The organism is Burkholderia sp. AU19243 (assembly GCF_018148075.1).
GTDB classification, from domain to species: Bacteria; Pseudomonadota; Gammaproteobacteria; order Burkholderiales; family Burkholderiaceae; genus Burkholderia; species Burkholderia latens_A.
Window position 1 is genome coordinate 125,753 of record NZ_JAGSTV010000002.1, and the last position, 20,240, is coordinate 145,992.

Consider the following 20,240-nt stretch of genomic DNA (forward strand, 5'->3'; position numbering starts at 1 on the left):
AACCGTCCACGGGACCGCGATTACCATGCTCACGGCGCTTACGGCGCTTACGGCGCTTACGGCGCTTACGGCGCTTACGGCGCTTACGGCGCTTACGGCGCTCACGGCGCTCACGGCGCTCACGGCGCTTACGCCGCTTACGCGGGGTCTGCGTACTTCAGCGTCCAGCCGACCGTGCGGGTCGCGCCCGCGCCGAGCGCGAACGGCTTCGTCGTGCACGCGAAGTTCGAATGCAGCTGCCCGATCGGTGTCGTCGACAGCGGATTTGTCGTGCCGTTTGCCGTGTCGAAGGCGGACAGCGCGCAGTTGTCGAAGCCGGATGCCGCATAGCCCGTCGCGGCGCCGTTCGCGTACGTCACCGACACGCCGTCGCCATTGACCTGCGTCGACGCGAAATCCGCGAACGACGTGAAGTCCGTCTCGACCGCGAGATTGCCGGCGAGCGTGCCCGAACTCAACGTATCGCTGCGCGAAATCGTGCCGTGCGCGAACGTCAGCACCGTGTGTACCTGAAGGTCGAGATCCGTCGTGTACGCGGCATTCTTCGACGCGAGCCGGAACTTTGTCGTATCGAACGACACGATCACCTGGCCGTTGCTTTGCTGCACGTTCAGGTTCTTGTAGTACGTGACGGGAATGTAGGTCTTCGCGTTGTAGGTCACCTGCGGCACCAGCAGCGCATAGCCGAGGTCGGTCGTGCCGTAGATCAGCTTGTCGGAGAACGGCACGGGGTAATACGGCGTGTACGAGTTGTAGTCCGGCGCCTGGCTCAGGTTCAGGTTGATCACGCGCCGGCCGTCGCGCACCGTGAGCAGCGCGGCGCTGTACGGATGCGCGGCGTCGCCCGGCTGGTTGTACCAGGTGAGCGTGTAGCGCGGCAGTGCGTCGAGCCACGCGCGGTAGTCCGCGTCGGGCATCGGCGCTTTTCCGCCGAAGCCGAGCTTGTTCCACCACGCGTTCACGTACAGGTACTGGTGCAGCAGGCTGAAGTTTTCGCCCATCACACGGGGCTTGCCGCGATACGTGTCGGTGCCGCGGCCCTTGACCCACATGTTCACGGACGGCGTCGGCAGCGACGGGTCATACCAGTACGTGTCGAACCGGCGCGCGGCCTGGTAGATGAACGCATACGCAACCTGCTTCTCCCGCTCGGTCAGCACGCCGGCATTGGCCGCGGCCGTCAGCACTTCCATGAACGCGGAATCGCCGTACGGGCCGATCGACCGGCCGTAGTTGAAGCCCTGGCCGTCCGTGTTCAGCTGCGGCAGGATCAAGTCGACCGACTTGCGAAGATAGCCCTTCAGCTCCGGCGTGAGATTCGCTTCGTTGCCCATCTCGAACGTACGCTCGACCACCTCGCCGATCAGCAGCGTACTGTAGCGGTCGAAGCGCGCCTGGTCGTAGTAGGTCGTGTGCGTGTTCGATGCTTCGTCGGAGAATCCGCCGGACGAGTCGTTGTGGATGTGGTTCGTCAGCGTGTACAGCAGCGCGTCGCGTGCGCCCATCGTCGCGACCGCCGGATCGGTCTTGGAGGCGAACGACGGATTGCTCCAGCCGAGCTTTTGGCGCAGCCCGGCGATTCCATAGGACACCGCATAGTAGTTCTGCGCGGTGTTGAGCGACGCGATATCGATCGGCGTGCCGGCGGCCGGGCAGGTATTGGTCTTGCCGCTCGCATCGGGGCCGAACATGTCGCAGAAGGTGAGCCGCTGCTGTAGCGTCGCGAGCATCGCATCGCTGAACACTTCGTTCAGCATCCCGTGCGCCTTGAGGTTGTTCAACGCGACGAGGTAGTAGTACTCGCCCCACGACGTGTTCGCATACGCATAGTTGGTGCCGGACTGCGCCATCATCGCGGTCGTGATCGTCTGGTATGTCGCAAGGTAACTCGCGTATTGCGGGTCGTTCTTCGACTTCATGTCGATCAGGATGTACGACAGGCCGAGCGCGAGCTTGCCGGGCAGGAATTTGTCGCCGGTGTTCGTATCGAGCACGTGGACGGGCGTGCCGTCGCCGAGGTCCATCACGACCTGCGTGAAGTCGGGCGATTTCCGGATCAGGTCGAACAGCGCGCGCATCTGGCCCATCATCGTGACCGGAATGCTCGCGCCGGCCGGCACGCTGGTGTCGGGTGCGCCGTAGACCAGCGCCTGCAGCGAATTCGACGCAAGTGCGGGCGATGACGAGGGGGGCGTTGACGGCGTGTCGGTCACGTCGTTGCCGCCGCAGGCGCTGACGAACAGGACCGAAAGAGCGCTGAGCGCGGCGCCGAGCGCGAATCTGCTGCGCGGATGCATGGTGTCTCCAGTTTCGAATAATGGTGAAGGACGGGCGGGTTTGGCCGAGGCCGCGCGGTGCCCGTAACAGGTTTCCGCCTTGCCGATGCTTGAGGACGGACGACCTGAATCACGAATCGAGCGAGCGAACGAACGTTCCCCTGCGCGGCCATGACGGGCGCCGTGCTCATGCATTGGAAAACGTTTTCTTAATTTAAGCAGCGGTCGGCGCGATGTCAATGAACTTTCACATCCGATGCGGCGGTGGAAACCCGAATGCGGTGACGGAGGAGCGTGGAGGCGTAACGAAGATTATGCGAAATTCCGGCGTATTTTATTCTGTTGGCCGTGCGAGAGGACGGCTCGAAGCGATGCACGAGTGGACGGCACCGAAGCAATTTCAGGATGCCGGTCAAGAGAAAACGTTATCCCTATGAATCGCGGCGCATTGCGCGGCCGGCCGCCGCGTGCCATAACGCGCCGTTTCGACGACGCTACAGCTGCTTCTCGATCGCCGCCTTGTCGATCACCGACCAGACTTGCCGGATCTTGCCGTCGTGAAATTCATAGAACACGTTCTCGGCGAACGTGACCCGGCGGCCTTCGACGTCGAGCCCCATGAACGTGCCCTTCGGCGAACACGCAAAGCGAAGACGGCATGCGACACGCGGCGGCTCGCACACCAGCAGACGGATCTCGAAGCGGAGATCCGGAATGTCGCGGAAATCCTGTTCCAGCATCGCGCGATAGCCGGCAAGGCCGAGCGGGCGGTCGTTGTGGATCACGTTGTCGGCGACGTACTCGCCGAGCGACGCCCAATCCTGCCGGTTCAGACAGTCGATGTATGCGCGGTAGCGGATCGCGAGGTCGGATTCGGTCATGACTGCGGTGCCTCCTCGGTTCGTGCCCGGTCGTTCCGGACGATATGCGTTGTTCAGCGCGGCGGCGTGCCGCCCGACAGGTACGCCACGAACGCCTGCGTGTACTTCGGCAGCGCGTCGAACGAGCGCGCACACAGCGTCAGCCTGCGGTGGCTCCACGCATCGGACAGTTCGACGAGCCGTACATTCATCGTCCGCATCGCGCGCTCTGCCGCATGGCGCGACACGATGCCGATCCCCACACCGCTTTCGATCACGCGGCAGATCGCGTCGAAGCTCTTCAGCTGCACACGGTATCGGATCCGCTTGCCGAGCGCGCGCGCCTGATCGGCGAGATGAACCTGCAGCGCGCTGCCGTCGGTGAGGCCGATGAAGTCCGCGTCGACGATTTCGTCGAATGCGACCTTGTCGCGCGCGGCGAGCGCGTGCGCGGCCGGCACGACCGCGATCAGCCAGTCCTCGCGAAACGGCTTCTGTTCGAGCCCGGCAAGCCCGACCGAATCGGCAACGATGCCGACCTCCGCCGTCTTGTTGCGGATCGCATGCACGATCTCCTGGCTCGAACGCTCCTCGACGCTGATCGACAGATTCGGGTGATGCGGCAAATACGCGGCGAGCGCATCGGGCAGATACTCGCTCAGCGATGCCGTATTGCACAGCAGCCGGATATGCCCGCGCAGCCCTTGGCCGTACTGCTGGAGCTCGCCGCGCATGTGGTCGATCTGCTGCAGCACCGTACGTGCGTGGTGCTCGAGCGCGCGGCCGGCGTCGGTCACCTGCGCGCCGGACTTCGTCCGGTGCAACAGCGGCACGCCGAGTTCGTCCTCCATCCCGCGGATGCGCTCGCTCGCGGCCTGCAACGTGATGTGGGTGCGCTCGGCGCCGCCGGTAATCGTGCCGGCCTCGCAAATGTTCAGGAAGAGCCGCAAATCGGTCAAATCGAAGCGCATGGCGGGCGCATGGACGCGGAAATTGGTATGGCCGATACGTTAGCAGGAACGGCCGCGCAGGTCTCAGGCGCAGCCTGAGACGCCGTTCGCCAGTTCCGCATTTTCGGGGCGCGATCGATGCCGGAAGATGCCTGCATTTGGGACGGGGGAGACTGTCATGCGTATCGATTCGTCATGGGGCGTGTCGTTCAAGATCGCGCTGCACGTGTTGTTCCTGTGCATCGGCATCGCGTGGGCGTGCGCCGAACTCGCCGACTGGCTGCGGTGAGCGCGACCGCGCCCGCACATTGAAAGCCGTTCGAAATATTGGCCCGCACCGGAATTATTTGCGCGATGCGCGCCGCAAACCGTCAAGTTTTTCCGGATTCGACCGTATTACCGGTAGCAAGTGTCCGCCGGCGCCCCGTTCGTGATCGTTTGTCATCAATGTTTGCATCCGGTTACACGGCGGCCGTCCCGTTTTTGAGATGCTTGAAAGATTGTCAAACCGGAGTCGATCGTCCATGAAACAGCGCGAGATTTACCGCCATGCGGCCTGGCTGTCCGGCCTGGCCGCCGTGCTCGTCATGGCCGGTTGTGCAAGCACGGAGTCCGCTCCGCCGAGCGACACGCTCGCGGGATCGCCGGCCGTCCAGCCTGCCGCCGCGCCGTCGGGCACGACCGCGGTACCGCAGCCGGCCCCCATACTCGTCGCGCAGAAATACGTGGTGAAGCGCGGCGATACGTTGTCGGGCATCGCGTCCGCGAACGGCTGCAGCGTCGCCGATCTGCGCACGTGGAACAAACTGGGCGCGCGCGGCCGGCTCCGCATGGGGCAGGTGCTGCGCATCGTTCGGCCGCAGCCGCTGCAGGCGGCAGGTGCGAGCGGCAACACGCAGGTAGCCGCACCGGCCGCCGTGGGCAATGCGGCGGGCGGCGCGCAAGCGAGCGCGCCGACGGCAAGCGACCGGCAGGTCGTGCAGGAAACGAAGCGGCATGCGAGCGCGGTATCGCTCACCTGGCCCGCGCGCGGCAAGATCGTCGACGGGTTCCGGCCCGGCCAGAATCGCGGCATCCAGATCGCCGGCCGGCCCGGCGACCCGGTCCGCGCGGCGGCCGACGGTCGCGTGATGTACGCGGGCACCGGCCTGAACGATTACGGCAGTCTGATCATCGTCCAGCACAACGCGGATTTCCTGACCGCGTATGCGCACAACCGCAAGCTGCTCGTGAAGACCGGCGACATCGTGCGCCGGGGCGATGCGATTGCCGAGATGGGCGATCTCGACAACTCGCGGGTCGCATTGCTGTTCGAGGTGCGGCGCGACGGCAAGCCTGTCAATCCGATGCCGTACCTGCCTTCATCGCAGGGCTGACGCATACGGCGCGGCTGGAACGCGGCCGCGCTCGCTGCTACGCTACGGTCTGTTCATGCGAGTCCCGCTGCGTGCGCGGCCGACGGTGTCTCCGGGAATGCGCGGCGCAGGCCGTCGCAAGCCGTTCGTCGGCGTGAACGTGCGCATCGTGGATGCGTTGCTTCGTCCCACCGATTCCGACAGAACGCCATTCATCCATGGAACATTCTTCGACACGCCGTTCGCTGTTGCTCGCTGCCGTCGCCGCCCCGTTCGTCGCCGCATGCTCGTCGGCACCCGTCGCGGACCAGGGGCGCGCCCATGTCGCGCAGGCCGAACTCGCCGCGCTCGAAAAGGCATCGAACGGCCGGCTCGGCGTCGCCGCGCTCGATACGTCGAGCGGCACCCGCATCGCGCATCATGCGCGCGAACGCTTCCCGTTGTGCGGCACCTACGCCGTCGTCGCGGCCGCCGCGATCCTCGCACGCGGCTCGCTCGATGCGTCGCTGCTGCCGCGCCGCGTCCTGTATCGCCGCTACGAAGTCGTGGCCGGCTCGCCCGTGACGGAAAGCCATGTCGACACCGGGATGACGATCGCGCAGCTTTGCGCGGCGATGCTGCAGGCGGGCGACAAGGGCGCGGGCAACCTGGTGATGGGCGTGCTCGGCGGTCCGCAGGCCGTCACGTCGTTCGCGCACGAGAGCGGCGACACCACGTTCCGGCTCGATCGCTGGGAACCGGAACTGAACCGGGCCGCGCCCGGCGACGAGCGCGATACGTCGACCCCGCTCGCGATGGTCGACACGCTGCAGCGGCTGCTGCTTGGCGACACGCTGCGCGAGCCGCAGCGCGCGCAACTCACCGAATGGATGACGGGCGGCGCGCGCGGCGCGACCGGGATCGCGGCCGCCGTGCCGCCGGGCTGGCGCATCGCCGACAAGGCAGGCTCCGGCGGCCACGGCACGACGACCGACGTCGCGGTGCTGTGGCCGCCGTCGCGCGCGCCGATCGTGCTGGCCGTGTCGTTCACGCAGCCGGCTGCCGACGCGGCGGCCCGCGCGGACGTCGTCGCGTCGGCAGCACGCATCGTCACGGGCGCGCTTACCGCGACCGCCTGAGAAGCCGGCGCAACTCGCGCAAAGCCGGCGTTTGGCTTATCGTGTCGGTCAGCGTGCGCCGTCGACGGCGCACGATGTTCCGTTTACCCGCTCCGTCATGCGCCGACTTCCGCCCCTGCACGCGCTGCAGATTTTCTCGACCGTGGCCCGCCACCGCAGCTTCACGCGCGCGGCCGAGCAGCTGTGCCTCACGCAGGGCGCGGTGAGCCGGCAAATCCAGACGCTCGAAGCGCATTACGGTTTCCCGCTGTTCAAGCGGCATGCGAAGGGCCTCACGTTGACCGCCGAGGGCGAGCAGTTGCTGCCGGTCGTCAACGAGAGCTTCGCGCGGATCGAGGACATCTCGATGAAGCTCACGCGGCAGCGCACCGATCTCGCGTTGAAGGTGCCGACTTGCGTGATGCGCTGGATGCTGCCGCGCATCATGCGCTTTCAGGGCGAGCATCCCGATCTCCATGTGCAGATCACGACCGCGTGGCAGCACGTCGTCGATTTCTCGACCGAACCGTTCGACGCGGCGGTCGTCTACGGGACGTCGCCGGGGCCGGGCGTGGTCGCGCTGCCGCTGTTCGACGAGCGGCTGACCCCCGTCTGCGCACCCGAGCTACGACACGCGGCGCCGCTCGACGCGGTCGGCGATCTCGCGCGCCATACGCTGCTGCACCCGACGCGCGACCATCGCGACTGGCGTGCGTGGCTCGATCACGCTGGTGTACGCGCGGTGGACGCGGAGCGCGGGCCGACCTTCGACACGCTCGATCTCGCGACGAACGCGGCAATGCAGGGCTTCGGCGTCGCGATCGGCGACGTGACGCTCGTCGACGACGACGTTGCCGCGCGGCGGCTCGAACGGCCGTTCGACATCGTGCTCGAGACCGGCGCGCGCTATTTCTTCGTCTATCCCGAAACCGTCGGCAGCCAGCAGAAGATCCGCGCGTTCAGCGACTGGATCGCGCGCCATCGCGACTGATGCGCGAACGCCCGCCGCAACGCGGGTTACCGGTAGGTCACGACGGCGATCATCCGCGTGCCCGTGTTGTCCGGGCGATCCGGTAAAACGATTGCGGGCGAAGCCTGCGTAAAGGTCGTGGTCTTGATCGTGCGCAGGCTCGCCGCGTCGACGAACGCGACCTGCCCGCTGGCCGGCCGCGGGCAGTCGGGGCGCACGCGCAGATGCGCGGCGTCCGCCGTGTCGAGCGTGAACGAGCACGGCGGCTCGACGATCATGCCGGTGAAGTGGATGATGCCGGACACATCGGCGGCAAACGAAGAAGACGAGGCCAGAAGCGAGGCAGCCAGGGCAAACGACGCGGCAAACGAGCGATGCTTCATGACAGGCTCCAGAGAGGAAGCGCATCGCAGCGAGGCCGCTCGAATGGCAGTCCGTCAACGCTGCGGTGCTGTATGCGTAAACGGCAATTTCATCGGACCTCTTAAGGAAAACAGCCGAAATACCGGCCATTGGCAAATCAGGCCGTACTCGTTAAATCAATTTATCTCAAATTTGTGCGCGCGCAAGTCAGGGTATTGCCGGTGGTGTACGCGCGTCCCGCGCGCGTCAGTGCACGCCGCGTTTGCCGGTAAATCGTTGAGGACTCAACGAATCGGCGCGCCCGCGAACCGGTTCGCCAAAAGAAAACGGCCGCTCGTGCATGACGAGCGGCCGTGCGGCATTGAGGCGCGCGATGCGGCGGTCAGCTTGCGCGCTTGCGCACCGCGCCGACGATCACGAGCAGCACGATCGCGCCGATGATCGACGCGATCCAGCCGGCGCCCTGGCCCGGTGCATACCAGCCGGCGGCGCGGCCGACGTAGCCGGCGATCAGCGAGCCGACGACGCCGAGCACGACGGTCATCACGATGCCCATCTTGTCGTCGCCGGGCTTCAGTGCACGGGCGAGGAGGCCGACGATGAGCCCGACTACCAGGGTTTCGATGAATTGCAGCATGGATGCCTCCCTGTTGCTGTTGAGTTGTTGACGAAACGACATGGACCCGCGCAGCGCGCCAGGGTTCCATTGCTCGGCACCCCGACACACCGGCGTGCAAGCGTGCCGAGTATCGCACGCCCGCGCGTCGTGTACGTGTCAGGCGACCGGGTCGAGCCGGCGATAGCCTTCGGTCGCGCGCAGCAGCGTGCGCGTGTAGTCGCGCGCGACCTGTCCGGCACGCACGTCCTCGATGCGAAGCTGTTCGACGATCTCGCCATGCTGCATCACCGCGACGCGCTGGCACAGAAAGCCGATCACCGCAAGGTTGTGGCTCACGAGGATCATCGTCAGGTTGCGTTCGCGATGCAGCCGGCGCAGCAGGTTCAGGATTTCCGCCTGCACCGACACATCGAGCGCGGACGTCGGCTCGTCCAGCAGCAGCACGCGCGGCTCGACGATCAGCGCGCGCGCGATCGCGACGCGTTGGCGCTGGCCGCCCGACAACTGGTGCGGATAACGGAAGCGGAACGATGGACCAAGCCCGACTTCGGACAGTGCGCGCGCGATGCGCGCGTCGGCATCGTCGATTGCATGGATCGACAGCGGCTCGCGCAGCGTCTGGTCGACGGTGAAGCGTGGATGCAGCGACGCGTACGGATCCTGAAACACCATCTGCACGTGCCGCCGGAACGCACGCTCGGGTGTGCCGCCGGCGGGCCGGCCGTCGATCGACAGGCTGCCGCCCGCGATGGGCACGAGGCCCGTCAGCGCGCGCAGCAGCGTCGACTTGCCGGAGCCCGATTCGCCGACGAGACCGAACACCTCGCCGTCGCGCACCGCGAAGCTCGCGTCGCGCACGGCGTCGACATGACCCGTGCGGGTCGGAAAACGAATCGAGACGTGATCGACGTCGATCATCGTGCGGCCTCCTGGGATACGCGGGACGCCGGTGCGGGCGCAGCGGCGTCGAGCCACGCCGGATCGCGCCGCAGCACCGGCAGTTCGTCGGGCGGGTTCGCAAGCGGCGGGTTCGCCGCGAGCAGCCCGCGCGTGTAGGGATGCGTCGCGTTGCGCAGGTCGCGTGCGGCGCAGATTTCGACCACGCGGCCCGCATACATCACCGCGACGCGATCGCAGAACGACATCACGAGCGGCAGGTCGTGGCTGATGAACATCAGGCCCGTGTCGTGCCGCGCGATCATTGCGTCGAGCACCGCGAGCACCTGCATCGACACCGCGACGTCGAGCGCGGACGTCGGCTCGTCGGCGATCAGCAGGCGAGGGCCCGTCGACACCATCATCGCGATCATCACGCGCTGGCCCATGCCGCCCGACAGCTCGTGCGGATACGCATCGGCGACGCGCGCCGGATCGCGGATCTGCACGGCCGCGAGCGCGTCGACGATCCGCTCGCGCAGCGCGCGGCCGCGCAAGCCCGGCTCGTGCCGCCGGAACGCTTCACCCATCTGCTTTGCGACGGTCATCACCGGATTCAGCGAATACTTCGGGTCCTGCAGGATCATCCCCATCTGGCTGCCGCACAGTCGCCGGCGTTCGCCTGCGGACATCGCGAGCAGGTCCTGGCCCGCGAAGCGCATCGTGCGGGCGGTCCAGCGCGCGGCTTCGGGCAGCAGGCCGAGCAACGCGCGGCCCGTCAGCGACTTGCCGGAGCCCGATTCGCCGACGATGCCGAGCCGTTCGCCGGGCGCGAGCGTCAGCGACAGGTCGCGCACCGCGTCGGTGACGACACCGTCGTGCCCGCGAAAGCCGATCTTCAGGCCGTTGATCTCGCACAGCGGCGCGGCGGCGTGGGAGGAATTCAATGACATGTCATGCTCCATGACGCGGATCGAAGACGTCGCGCAGCCCGTCGCCGAGCAGGTTGAACGCGAGGCTGACGAGCAGGATCGCCGCGCCGGGCAGCGTCGCGACCCACCATGCGTCGAGCAGCACGTTGCGGCCGGACGCGACCATGAAGCCCCATTCCGGGCTTGGCGGCTGCGCGCCCAGCCCGAGGAAGCCGAGGCCCGCGACGGTGAGAATGATGCCGGCCATGTCGAGCGTCGCGCGCACGATCACCGACGACATGCACAGCGGCACGATGTAGCGCAGCAGGATCCGCGGGCCCGATGCGCCTTGCAGCCGGGCCGCGTGGATGTAGTCGGCCTGCGCGATGCGGATCGTCTCGGCGCGAGCAAGCCGCGCATAGGCCGGCCACGCGGTGATCGAGATCGCGACCACCGCATTGACCACGCCGGGGCCGAGCGCGGCCGCGAACGCGAGCGCGAGCACGATCTTCGGGAACGCGAGCGCAATATCGGTGATGCGCATCAACACGCTGTCGACGAAGCCGCCGCAATAGCCGGCGGTCGTACCGATCAGCAGGCCGATCGGCACGACGATCACGACGACGAGCAATGCGATGCCGAGCGTGAGGCGCGAGCCGCCGATCAGCCGCGACACGATGTCCCGGCCGAGCTGGTCGGTGCCGAGCCAGTGCGATGCGGAACCGGGCGGCAGCAGGCGGTCGGACAGCACCTGGCGCAGCGGGTCGTGCGGCATGATCAGCGGGCCGACGATCGCGACGACGATCAGCGCTGCCAGGATCGCAAGCCCGAACAGGTTCAGAGGATTGGTCGCGAAACGGCGCCAGCGGCGGTATGCGAGGCCGAACGCGGCTTGCGAGCGCGATGCGGGCGCATCGGAAAGCAGCCACGCGCGCAGTGTGAGACGTTCGGCGTTCATGGTCGGGCGGCCTCAGGCATGGGTGTAACGAGATGCAGGGTGGAAACGGTCATGTCGAAGCGGCCCTCAGCGCGCACGCGGATCGAACACGCGGTACAGCGCGTCGGTCAGCAGGTTGACGGTGATGAACATCACGCCGATCACGAGCGTCGCGCCGAGCACGGCATTCATGTCGGCGTTCAGGAGTGCGCCGGTCAGGTACGAGCCCAGCCCCGGCCATGCGAACACGATCTCGGTCAGCACCGAACCTTCGAGCAGGTTGCTGTACGTGAGCGCGATCACGGTGAGCAGCGGCACCGCGATGTTGCCGAACGCATGCCGCCAGATCACCCGCCGCTCGGACAGGCCCTTCGCGCGCGCAGTGACGATGTATTCCTGGCTCAGCTGGTCGAGCATGAACGAGCGGGTCATCCGGCTCAGGTACGCGACCGAGTAGTAACCGAGGATCGCGGCCGGCAGCGCAATGTGCGACAGCGCATTACGGAACACGTCCCACTCGCCGGCAAGCGCCGCGTCGAGCAGCAAGCTGCCCGTACGCGGATCGACCATCCCGTCGTAGACGGGATCGAGCCGGCCCGGGCCGCCGACCCAATGCAGTCGCGCATAGAACAGCAGCAGCCCCATCAGCCCGAGCCAGAACACCGGCACCGAATTGCCGATCAGGCCGACGAAGCGGGCGATGTGGTCGATCGGCCGGTTGTGCTTTACCGCCGCGGCGACGCCGAGCGGCACGCCGATCGCGATCCCGATCAGCGTCGCGATCGTCGCGAGTTCGAGCGTAGCCGGAAACACGCGTCTGATGTCGTCGAGCACGGGGTTCGACGTCAGCAGCGACATGCCGAGATTGCCGTGGAGGACGTCGCGCGCGTAGATCAGGAACTGCGTGACGAGCGGCTTGTCGAGGCCGAGTGCGATGCGCTCGGCCGCATACGCTTCGGCCGATGCGCGATCGCCGAGGATCGCGAGCACGGGGTCGATCGGCACCTTGCGGCCGATCACGAACGTCAGCGCGAGCAGCCCGGCGAACGTGACGGCGAGCGTGAGCGCCCAGCGCAGCACGCGCAGCATCCAGCGTACGGCCGGGCTCCGCGCGGGCAGCGTGCGCAGCGTTTCGAGGGAGGAGGCGGGAGTCGACATGCGGGGAACGTTATTGCTTCTTCAGGTTACGGTACGACACGAGATCGTTGATCGGCCCGACTTCGAGCCCGCTCACGCCGGGACGCGTCGCGACCTGCGCGACCTTCTCGAACATGATTACGAACGGCGAGCGCGCGAGCATCTCCTTCTGCATCGCCTGGTAGCGCTGCGCGCGCTGCGCGGCAGTCGGTTCGGCGAGCGCGGCGTCGGTTTCCTTCGTCAGTCGAGGAATGTCCCAGCTGTTGCGCCAGGCCAGCATCTTGTAGCTGGACTTGTCGGAATTGTCGGGATTCCATGCGAAGCCCTGCGCGTTGCTGTGCGGATCGATGTAGTCTGCCGACCATTCGCCGATGTAGATGTCGTGCTGACGCGCGCGGTATTTCGCGAGCGTCTGCTTGTTGTCGCCAGGGATCAACTGCACCTTGACACCCGCCTGGGCGAAGTTCGCCTGCACGGCCTGCGCGATCTCGGTGTACGGATAGTCATTGCGCACGTCCATCGTCACCGAGAAGCCGTTCGGCACGCCGGCTTTCGCGAGCAGCGCCTTCGCCTTTGCGACGTCGAGCTTGTACGGATTCGAATTCAGCGTGCCGAGGAAGCCTTCGGGCAGGAACGTCTGGTGCACCTTGTAGGTCGTCTTCACGACGTTGGCCTGGATTCCCGCGTAGTCGACCAGCCACTTCAGCGCTTCCTGCACGTCGGGTTTCGCGAGCGTCGGGTTCTTCGTGTTCAGGCCGAGATACAGCAGCGTCGCCTGCGGCGAGGCCGCGACCTTCGCCTTGCCGGATTTGACGACCGATGCGAGATCGTCGGGGCTCAGGTCGCGCGCCGCGTCGACGTCGCCGTTTTCCAGCAGCAGCCGCTGGCTTGCCGCCTCCGGCACGTGGCGCAGCACGATGCGCTTCATCGCGAGCGGCAGCCGGTAGCCGTCGAAGCGCTGCAGCACGATGCTGTCGCTGGGCGACCACTTGACGAGCTTGTACGCGCCGGAGCCGGCTTCGTTGGTCTTCAGCCATGCGTTGCCGAAGTCGTTGCCCTGCTGGTGCGACAGCAGCAATTTCTTGTCGACCACCGACGCGGGCCACGAGCCGAGCACGTTCAGCACGAAGGTCGGCGCGTACTTGTGGTCGGTCGTGATCGACACTGTCTGGTCGTCGAGCTTTTTGACGTTCGCCGTGACGTTGGCCTTCGTGAGCCCGATGCCGGTCAGCACCGCGGCCGGGCCCTTGTCGAGCAGCACCGCGCGCTGGATCGACCATGCGACGTCGTCGGCCGTCAGCGGGTTGCCGGAGTGGAACTTGAGGCCCTGGCGCAGCTTGAACGTATAGGTCAGCCCGTCGGCGCTCACCGTCCACGACTGAGCGACGTCGCCGTTGAATTTCGACGGGTCGCGCAGATCGACGCGCACGAGCCGGTCGTACGTGTTCGCGACGTATTCCTCCGGCACGAGCTCGTAGATCTCGCCGGGGTCGAGCGTCGTGAACTCGTCGAGCAGCGCGGCCATCACGAACATGTCCTTCGGGGTTTCCGCGCGGGCGGCGCAAAGCGGAACGGCGGCGAGCACCGATGCGGCGGCCAGCGCCGCGATGAGCCGGGTGGTCGTTGATTTCATGGGCGCTTCTCCATCTGTCGTTTGAGTCGTTGAACGTGCAGGAAAAAGGGGGCGTGCAGCGTCGTCACATCAGCTGCCACGGGCCGCTGGCCGTGTTGTCGATCGGCGGCAGCGCGCGCGAACCGGGCAGCTCGTAGTGCCACCACTCGCTGTCGATATGCGCGAAGCCGGCCGCATGCATCACGCCGAGCAACAGCAGCCGGTTGCGTTGCACGGGTTCCGGCAACCCCGCGTGAAAGTGGCCGGAAGCGGCCACCATCTCGTCAAAGCCCGTGCCCATGTCGAGCGGGTCGCCGTTCGCGTCGACGAGCGTCAGGTCGATCGCGGTGCCGCGGCTGTGGTTCGACCCGCGGCCGAGATCGGCGACGAAGTTCGGATCCGGCAGGAAATCCCACAGCACCTGCTGCGCCTGCGGCGGCCGGTACGCGTCGTAGATGCGCAGCACGAAGCCGGCTTGCCCGGCGATGTCGACCGCGCGGCGCAGCGCCGCTTCGGCCGGCTCGAGTAGCAGACAGTGTGCGTTGCGGTAGATCGGCTTGCCGGTCAGGTTGCGCTCGGTCGCGTAGACGAGATCGATCTCGACGCGATGCGTGGCGGGCGTGATTTCAACGAGGTGGTGACGGTTCATCGGTGGTCCGGGTTCACTCAGGATTCGAATTGGTCGAACGTGCGCTGCAGCTCGCGGTTGCGCGCGACGCGCCGGTCGATCGCGGGACCGAGGCGGTCGACCACGGCGGTGATCAGCAGGTTGAACAGGCAGGTGAGCGGCGCGAGCGAATCCCAGAACTGGCCGACGTCGGTCTTCACCTGCAGCAGGTCGGCCGGCCATTCGCGCGCCCACGGGCAATACAGATCGGTGACGAGCGCGAACGGCTGGCCGCGTTCGGCAGCGGCCTCGCAATAGCGGCGCGCGGTGCGCGAATAGGCGCGCGTGTCCGTGACGATGCAGTACGGCCGTTCGAACTCGGAATTCAGCGAATCGACGTACGAGCCCGACTGGCCGTCCGAATAGAACACACGCGGGCGCAGGTATTCGAGATAGCTGCTGAACGCGTTGCTGATCCCGCGGGTCGACTGGATGCCGAGGATGAACACGGCATCGGCCTGCGCGATCCGGTCCGCGACCTGCGCGAACACCGGACCTTCGGCGAGCCGGTACACGTGCCGAATCGCGTCGAGTTCGCGATCGAGCGACGACGCGAGCGTGCCGCTGCTGCGATCGCTGTCGCGCGCGCCGGCCGTCGTTTGCGTGGCGGCGGCGCGGCGGTACTCGTCGAGGCGGTCGGTGATCATCCACGGGCGATCGCTGCTCCCGCGCAGTTCGCGTTTCAGATCGTCGAGATTTCGGTAACCGACGCTCCGCAGGAAGCGCCCGACCGAAATGCCGCTGGTGCCGGTCTGCTGCGCGATCTGGTCGGCGGTTTCGAGACCGAGCCGATCGAGGTTCGCGAGCATGTAGCTGGCGATCCGCTTCGCGGTCGGCGTCAGCTCGGCAAAGCGTGATTCGACGGTATGGGCGAACGCGCAGGTCATCGGATGTTAGATCGTTGTCATTGGATGGTTAGATGACATGTATCTAACAAAGCCAAAATCAGCGGCGCCAGCGAATAAAAACTATGGACTTGTGCGGAGCGATAGGGGGGGCGACCCCGCTTCTGTTGTTCTCGCTGCGAGCGCCGCTGCCCTCGCAATCATTACAAAACGCCGACCGGATCAGATTAAATCATTAATTCAGGTTAATAATTCATTTAATTTTTAAGTCGACTTGTATTTAACTTGCGTCACGGTCTGCCGCTTTTCGATAAATGGGAAAGTGGTGAATGTCCGGAGTGAATATTCGATTATTTGAAATGATGAAGAGGGAATCATGACGAATCTTTCTCGACGCAAGATGTTGACGAGTACGGCCGGTGCGATTGCTGCCGCGGGTATTGCCGTCACGGCGAAAGCCGCTTCGTTCGGCAACCCGGACAGCCCGCCGGAAGGCGCGATAAACGCGCGCAACAAGCAGGGATTGACCGATCCGGGGCCGCAAAATCCCGCATTGGCGAATCAATTTCCGTCTTTTCAGGATCCGCCGGCTACCGATATAAACGGCATGCCGTTATTCTGGGCGTCGTTCAATAATGCCCATAAACGCATTCAAAATGGCGGATGGGCGCGCGAAGTCACGCAGGACGATTTCGCGATTTCGGAAACGATATCCGGCGTCAACATGCGGCTGACGCGTGGCGGCATTCGCGAGATGCACTGGCACCAGCAGGCCGAGTGGGCCATCATGCTCGACGGCCGCTGCCGGATTACCGTACTCGACGAGCTGGGGCGGCCGTCGGTGCAGGACGTGAAAACCGGCGATCTCTGGTATTTCCCGCCGGGCCTGCCGCATTCGCTGCAAGGCATCGGCACCGACGGCGCCGAATTCCTGCTCGCTTTCGACAACGGCCGCGCATCGGAATTCAACACGCTGCTGTTGACCGACTGGGTCGCGCATACGCCGCCCGACGTGCTCGCGCTCAATTTCGGCGTGCCGGCCGACGCATTCAGGAACATTCCGCTCGACAACCTGTGGATCTTCCAGGGCGACGAACCGGGGCCGCTCGCGGACGCGCAGCGCGCATCGGCGTCGTCGGCCGGCGTGCCGCCGCACCCGTTCATCTTTTCGCTCGGCGCAATGAAGCCGTTCAAGAAGACGCGCGGCGGCGAAGTGCGGATCGCCGACAGCACGAACTTCAACGTATCGCAGACGATCGCGGCGGCACTCGTCACCGTGCATCCCGGCGGCATGCGCGAACTGCACTGGCACCCGAATGCCGACGAATGGCAGTACTACCTGCAGGGCGAAGCACGGATGACGGTGTTCGACACGGGGCCGAAGGCGCAAACGGCCGACTTTCGAGCGGGCGACGTCGGTTACGTGAAGAAGAGCCTCGGGCACTACGTGCAGAACACCGGCCATACCGATCTCGTGTTCCTCGAAATCTTCAAGACCGACCGCTATGCGGAGGTGTCGCTGTCCGACTGGCTCGCGCACACGCCGCCGAAGCTGGTCGAGGCGCATCTGAACATTGCACCCGACGTGCTCGCGCGGTTTCCGCGCAACCGTCCGGACGTCGTACCGCTGTAACGCCGCAGCGACAGGCCGGCCGCCGAGGGCCGCTCCGCGGCCGGCCATTCCCATTTCAACGGAAACCCGACCATGATTCCCGTCCCGAGCAAAACCGGCAGCGGCTATGCGCTGCCCGATCTCTCCACCGAGCGCGCCGGCGGCGCGGCGCGCGCCGCGCTGGAAGGGCGCCGCACCGGCATCGCCGCGCTGCTGCCGTTCGTCGGCCCGGCCGTGATCGCCTCGATCGGCTACATGGACCCCGGCAACTTTGCGACCAACATTCAGGCAGGCGCCGCGTACGGGTACCGGCTGCTGTGGGTCGTGCTCGTCGCGAACGCGATCGCGATGCTGTTCCAGGCGATGTCGGCGAAGCTCGGCATCGTGACCGGCCGCAACCTCGCGCAACTGTGCCGCGATCATTTTCCCGCGCCGCTGGTGTGGGCCATGTGGATCGCATCGGAGATCGCCGCGATGGCGACCGATCTCGCCGAATTTCTCGGCGGCGCGCTCGCGTTCGGGTTGCTATGTCACCTGTCGCTATTCGCGGGGATGATCGCGACGGCGCTGGCGACCTGCGCGATCCTCGCACTCGAGAAACGTGGTTTCCGGCCGCTGGAAGCGGCGATCGCGGCGCTGGTCGGCGTGATTGGCGCGTGCTATGTCGGCGAATTGGCGATCTCGCCGCAGGACTGGCATGCAGCCGCATTCCATTTGCTGGTTCCACAGATTCCCGATCATGCGGCACTGGCGATCGCGGTCGGGATCGCCGGCGCGACCATCATGCCGCATACGCTGTACCTGCACTCCGGTCTCACGCAGGATCGCATCGCACCGCGCGACGACACGGAGCGGCGCCGGCTCATGCGGTTCTCGAACCGGGAGGTCATCGTTGCGCTGGGCCTCGCCGGGTTCGTGAACATCGCGATGGTGATGATGGCCGCGTCGGCGTTCCATGCAAGTGCGCCGGGCATGACGGATATCGGCGACGCGTACCACACGCTGATCCCCGTGCTCGGGCCGGCGGCCGGTGTACTGTTTCTCGTCGCGCTGCTGACGTCGGGCGTGTCGAGCTCGGTAGTCGGCACGATGGCCGGGCAGGTCGTGATGCAGGGTTTCATCCGGCGTCGCATGTCGCTCTGGATCCGGCGTGCGGTGACGATCGCACCGGCGTTCGCAGTGGTCGCGTGCGACTGCGACGTCACGCGCGCGATGGTGGCGAGCCAGGTCGTGCTGAGTTTCGTGCTGCCGATGCCGATGATCGCGCTGCTCGTTCTGTCGGCGCGGGCGGACGTGATGGGGCGCTACGCGATGCGGATGCCGCTGCGGATCGTCGCCGGTGCAGCCACGATCGTGATCGTCGGACTGAACGCGTATCTGGTGTGGGCGGCGTTCAACTGAACGGCCGGCGCGGCGCAGGCGGTGTCGTACGACCCGCGCGGCAAGCCGGAGCCGCCGCGCGGGCAGGGTCGCGAGCTTACTTCTTCAGCGTCCGGTACGACACGAGGTCGTTGATCGGCCCGATTTCCGGCCCCGTCGTGCCGGGGCGCGTCGCGACCTGCACGACCTTCTCGAACATGATGATGAACGGGGAGTTCGCAAGCACGGCCTTCTGCAGAGCCTCGTAGCGCTGCGCGCGCTTCGCGGGCGACGGCTCGACCAGCGCGGCCTCGGTGTCGTTCGTCATCTGCGGGACGTCCCAGCTGTTGCGCCACGCGAGCATCTTCGTCTTCGACTGGTCGGAATTGTCCGGATTCCACGCGAAGCCGCGCGCGTTGCTGTTCGGATCCATGTAGTCGGGCGACCATTCGCCGATGAAGATGTCGTGCTGGCGCGCGCGGTACTTGCCGATCGCCTGCTTCGCATCGCCTGCGATCAGTTTCACGCGGATGCCGCCTTGCGCGAAGTTCGCCTGCAGCGCCTGCGCGATCTCGACATACGGATAGTCGTTCGGCATGTCCATCGTCACGTCGAAGCCGTTGGCCAATCCGGCCTTCGCGAGCAGGGCCTTCGCCTTCGCGACGTTCTGCTTGTACGGATTCGAATTGAGCGTGCCGAGGAAGCCTTCCGGCAGGAAGGTTTCATGCACCTTGTAGGTCGTGCTGACGATATTGCGCTGGATGCCAGCGTAATCGACGAGCCACTTCATCGCCTGCTGCACGTCCGGCTTCGCGAGATTCGGGTTCTTCGTGTTCAGGCTCAGGTACAGCAGCGCGGACACCGGCCACGACGCGACCTTGATCTTGCCTGCCTTGGTCAGCGCGGCGAGGCTGTCGGGGCTCAGGTTGCGCGCGGCATCGACGTCGCCGTTTTCCAGCAGCAGCCGCTGCGCAGATGCCTCGGGCACGTGGCGCAGTACGACGCGCTTCATCGGATACGGCGCGCGGTACTTGTCGAAACGCTGCAGCACGATGCTTTCGTTCGGCGTCCACTTGACGAGCTGGTACGGGCCCGAACCGGCGTCGTTGGTCTTCAGCCAGCCGCTGCCGAAATCGTTGCCCTGCTGGTGCGACGTCAGCAGCTTCTTGTCGAGGACGGATGCCGGGCACGCGCTCAAGACGTTGAGCACGAAGCTCGGGGCGTACTTGCGGTCGGTTTCGAGCACGAAGGTTTGCGGATCGACCGCACGCACCTTCTGCATCACGTTCGCCTTCGTGAGACCGAGATCCGCGAGCACGCCGGCCGGACCCTTGTCGAGCAGCACGGTGCGCTGCAGCGACCACGCGACGTCGTCCGCGGTGACCGGGTTGCCCGAATGGAACGACTGGCCGGCGCGCAGCTTGAACGTGTAGGTGATGCCGTCGGCGCCGACGGTCCACGATTGCGCGATCTGCCCGTCGAAGCGCGTCGGGTCCTTCAGGTCGACCCGCACGAGCCGTTCGTAGGTGTTCGCGACGTACTCGGACGGCACGAGTTCGTAGATTTCGCTTGGATCGAGCGTCGTGAATTCGCCGAGCTGCGTGGCGACGACGAAAATGCCGGGCGGCGTCGCGGCCTGCGCCGGCAGCGCCGGAACGAGTGCGACGAGCGCGGCGCTGACGAACAGCCGGGACAGCAGATGCTTCATGCGGGCTCCGTGGAAAAGGAATCGTGGTGCGATTCTCTCATCGACGGCAGCCCGGATGAAAATATTCGACCGGCGCGCAGCGTAGC

18 protein-coding genes are annotated in these 20,240 nt (G+C 66.0%); 5 read left to right on the top strand and 13 right to left on the bottom strand.

Features of this window, described 5'->3' with window-relative positions:
* Positions 1 to 137: 137 nt before the first annotated feature.
* The 3 genes from KDW55_RS04045 to KDW55_RS04055 all read right to left on the bottom strand — a co-directional run bounded on the left by KDW55_RS04045 (position 138) and on the right by KDW55_RS04055 (position 4,107).
* Positions 138 to 2,297, bottom strand: a complete 2,160-nt coding sequence (locus KDW55_RS04045) for a hypothetical protein (RefSeq protein WP_212161167.1) — start codon at positions 2,295 to 2,297, stop codon at positions 138 to 140.
* 473 nt (positions 2,298 to 2,770) lie between these two features.
* Positions 2,771 to 3,157, bottom strand: a complete 387-nt coding sequence (locus KDW55_RS04050; protein ID WP_040140102.1) for an ester cyclase — start codon at positions 3,155 to 3,157, stop codon at positions 2,771 to 2,773.
* Between the two features lie 53 nt (positions 3,158 to 3,210).
* Positions 3,211 to 4,107: a LysR substrate-binding domain-containing protein gene (locus KDW55_RS04055; protein ID WP_212161165.1), complete on the bottom strand. Its 897-nt coding sequence runs from the start codon at positions 4,105 to 4,107 to the stop codon at positions 3,211 to 3,213.
* Positions 4,108 to 4,610: 503 nt separating this feature from the next.
* Between KDW55_RS04055 and KDW55_RS04060 the strand changes: the two genes are divergently transcribed.
* The 3 genes from KDW55_RS04060 (at position 4,611) to KDW55_RS04070 (ending at position 7,529) form a co-directional block, all read left to right on the top strand.
* On the top strand, positions 4,611 to 5,462 hold the full coding sequence (locus KDW55_RS04060) for a peptidoglycan DD-metalloendopeptidase family protein (protein ID WP_069243082.1): 852 nt from the start codon (positions 4,611 to 4,613) through the stop codon (positions 5,460 to 5,462).
* A 197-nt stretch (positions 5,463 to 5,659) separates the two neighbouring features.
* Positions 5,660 to 6,559: a class A beta-lactamase gene (gene bla, locus KDW55_RS04065; RefSeq protein WP_209822707.1), complete on the top strand. Its 900-nt coding sequence runs from the start codon at positions 5,660 to 5,662 to the stop codon at positions 6,557 to 6,559.
* A 97-nt stretch (positions 6,560 to 6,656) separates the two neighbouring features.
* Complete coding sequence (locus KDW55_RS04070; protein WP_209822706.1) at positions 6,657 to 7,529, top strand: LysR substrate-binding domain-containing protein; 873 nt, start codon at positions 6,657 to 6,659, stop codon at positions 7,527 to 7,529.
* A 26-nt stretch (positions 7,530 to 7,555) separates the two neighbouring features.
* On the opposite strand, the gene KDW55_RS04075 is transcribed toward KDW55_RS04070, so the two are convergent.
* The 9 genes from KDW55_RS04075 to KDW55_RS04115 form a co-directional block, all read right to left on the bottom strand.
* Positions 7,556 to 7,891 carry a hypothetical protein gene (locus KDW55_RS04075; protein WP_040140092.1) on the bottom strand — a complete coding sequence of 112 codons (336 nt, stop codon included), beginning with the start codon at positions 7,889 to 7,891 and terminating at the stop codon, positions 7,556 to 7,558.
* 362 nt (positions 7,892 to 8,253) lie between these two features.
* Positions 8,254 to 8,508, bottom strand: a complete 255-nt coding sequence (locus tag KDW55_RS04080; protein WP_040140091.1) for a GlsB/YeaQ/YmgE family stress response membrane protein — start codon at positions 8,506 to 8,508, stop codon at positions 8,254 to 8,256.
* Positions 8,509 to 8,646: 138 nt separating this feature from the next.
* The gene (locus tag KDW55_RS04085; protein WP_040140089.1) at positions 8,647 to 9,408 is read right to left on the bottom strand and encodes an ABC transporter ATP-binding protein; all 762 of its coding nucleotides are present in this window, start codon (positions 9,406 to 9,408) and stop codon (positions 8,647 to 8,649) included.
* Positions 9,405 to 10,319, bottom strand: coding sequence for an ABC transporter ATP-binding protein (locus KDW55_RS04090; protein WP_212161164.1), 915 nt, complete (start codon positions 10,317 to 10,319; stop codon positions 9,405 to 9,407). The genes KDW55_RS04085 and KDW55_RS04090 overlap by 4 nt, the downstream gene beginning before the upstream one ends.
* A gap of 1 nt (position 10,320) precedes the next feature.
* Positions 10,321 to 11,235, bottom strand: coding sequence for a nickel transporter permease (nikC, locus tag KDW55_RS04095; protein WP_212161163.1), 915 nt, complete (start codon positions 11,233 to 11,235; stop codon positions 10,321 to 10,323).
* A 66-nt stretch (positions 11,236 to 11,301) separates the two neighbouring features.
* A complete protein-coding gene (locus tag KDW55_RS04100) occupies positions 11,302 to 12,372 on the bottom strand; it encodes an ABC transporter permease (RefSeq protein WP_040140085.1) in 1,071 nt (356 codons plus the stop codon).
* 10 nt (positions 12,373 to 12,382) lie between these two features.
* Positions 12,383 to 13,984 carry an ABC transporter substrate-binding protein gene (locus KDW55_RS04105; RefSeq protein WP_059547218.1) on the bottom strand — a complete coding sequence of 534 codons (1,602 nt, stop codon included), beginning with the start codon at positions 13,982 to 13,984 and terminating at the stop codon, positions 12,383 to 12,385.
* Between the two features lie 64 nt (positions 13,985 to 14,048).
* Positions 14,049 to 14,612 (bottom strand): D-alanyl-D-alanine dipeptidase, encoded by a 564-nt coding sequence (ddpX, locus tag KDW55_RS04110; RefSeq protein WP_209822702.1) that lies wholly within the window; start codon positions 14,610 to 14,612, stop codon positions 14,049 to 14,051.
* A gap of 17 nt (positions 14,613 to 14,629) precedes the next feature.
* Positions 14,630 to 15,517: a sap1 transcriptional regulator SapR gene (locus KDW55_RS04115; protein WP_040140079.1), complete on the bottom strand. Its 888-nt coding sequence runs from the start codon at positions 15,515 to 15,517 to the stop codon at positions 14,630 to 14,632.
* Positions 15,518 to 15,851: 334 nt separating this feature from the next.
* Here KDW55_RS04115 and KDW55_RS04120 point away from each other — a divergent pair, with 334 nt between their 5' ends.
* Entirely contained in the window at positions 15,852 to 17,108 is a 1,257-nt protein-coding gene (locus KDW55_RS04120; protein ID WP_040140077.1) for an oxalate decarboxylase family bicupin, read from the top strand.
* Positions 17,109 to 17,180: 72 nt separating this feature from the next.
* Complete coding sequence (locus tag KDW55_RS04125) at positions 17,181 to 18,488, top strand: Nramp family divalent metal transporter (protein WP_212161162.1); 1,308 nt, start codon at positions 17,181 to 17,183, stop codon at positions 18,486 to 18,488.
* A gap of 76 nt (positions 18,489 to 18,564) precedes the next feature.
* On the opposite strand, the gene KDW55_RS04130 is transcribed toward KDW55_RS04125, so the two are convergent.
* The gene (locus tag KDW55_RS04130) at positions 18,565 to 20,154 is read right to left on the bottom strand and encodes an ABC transporter substrate-binding protein (RefSeq protein ID WP_212197873.1); all 1,590 of its coding nucleotides are present in this window, start codon (positions 20,152 to 20,154) and stop codon (positions 18,565 to 18,567) included.
* Positions 20,155 to 20,240 lie beyond the last annotated feature (86 nt).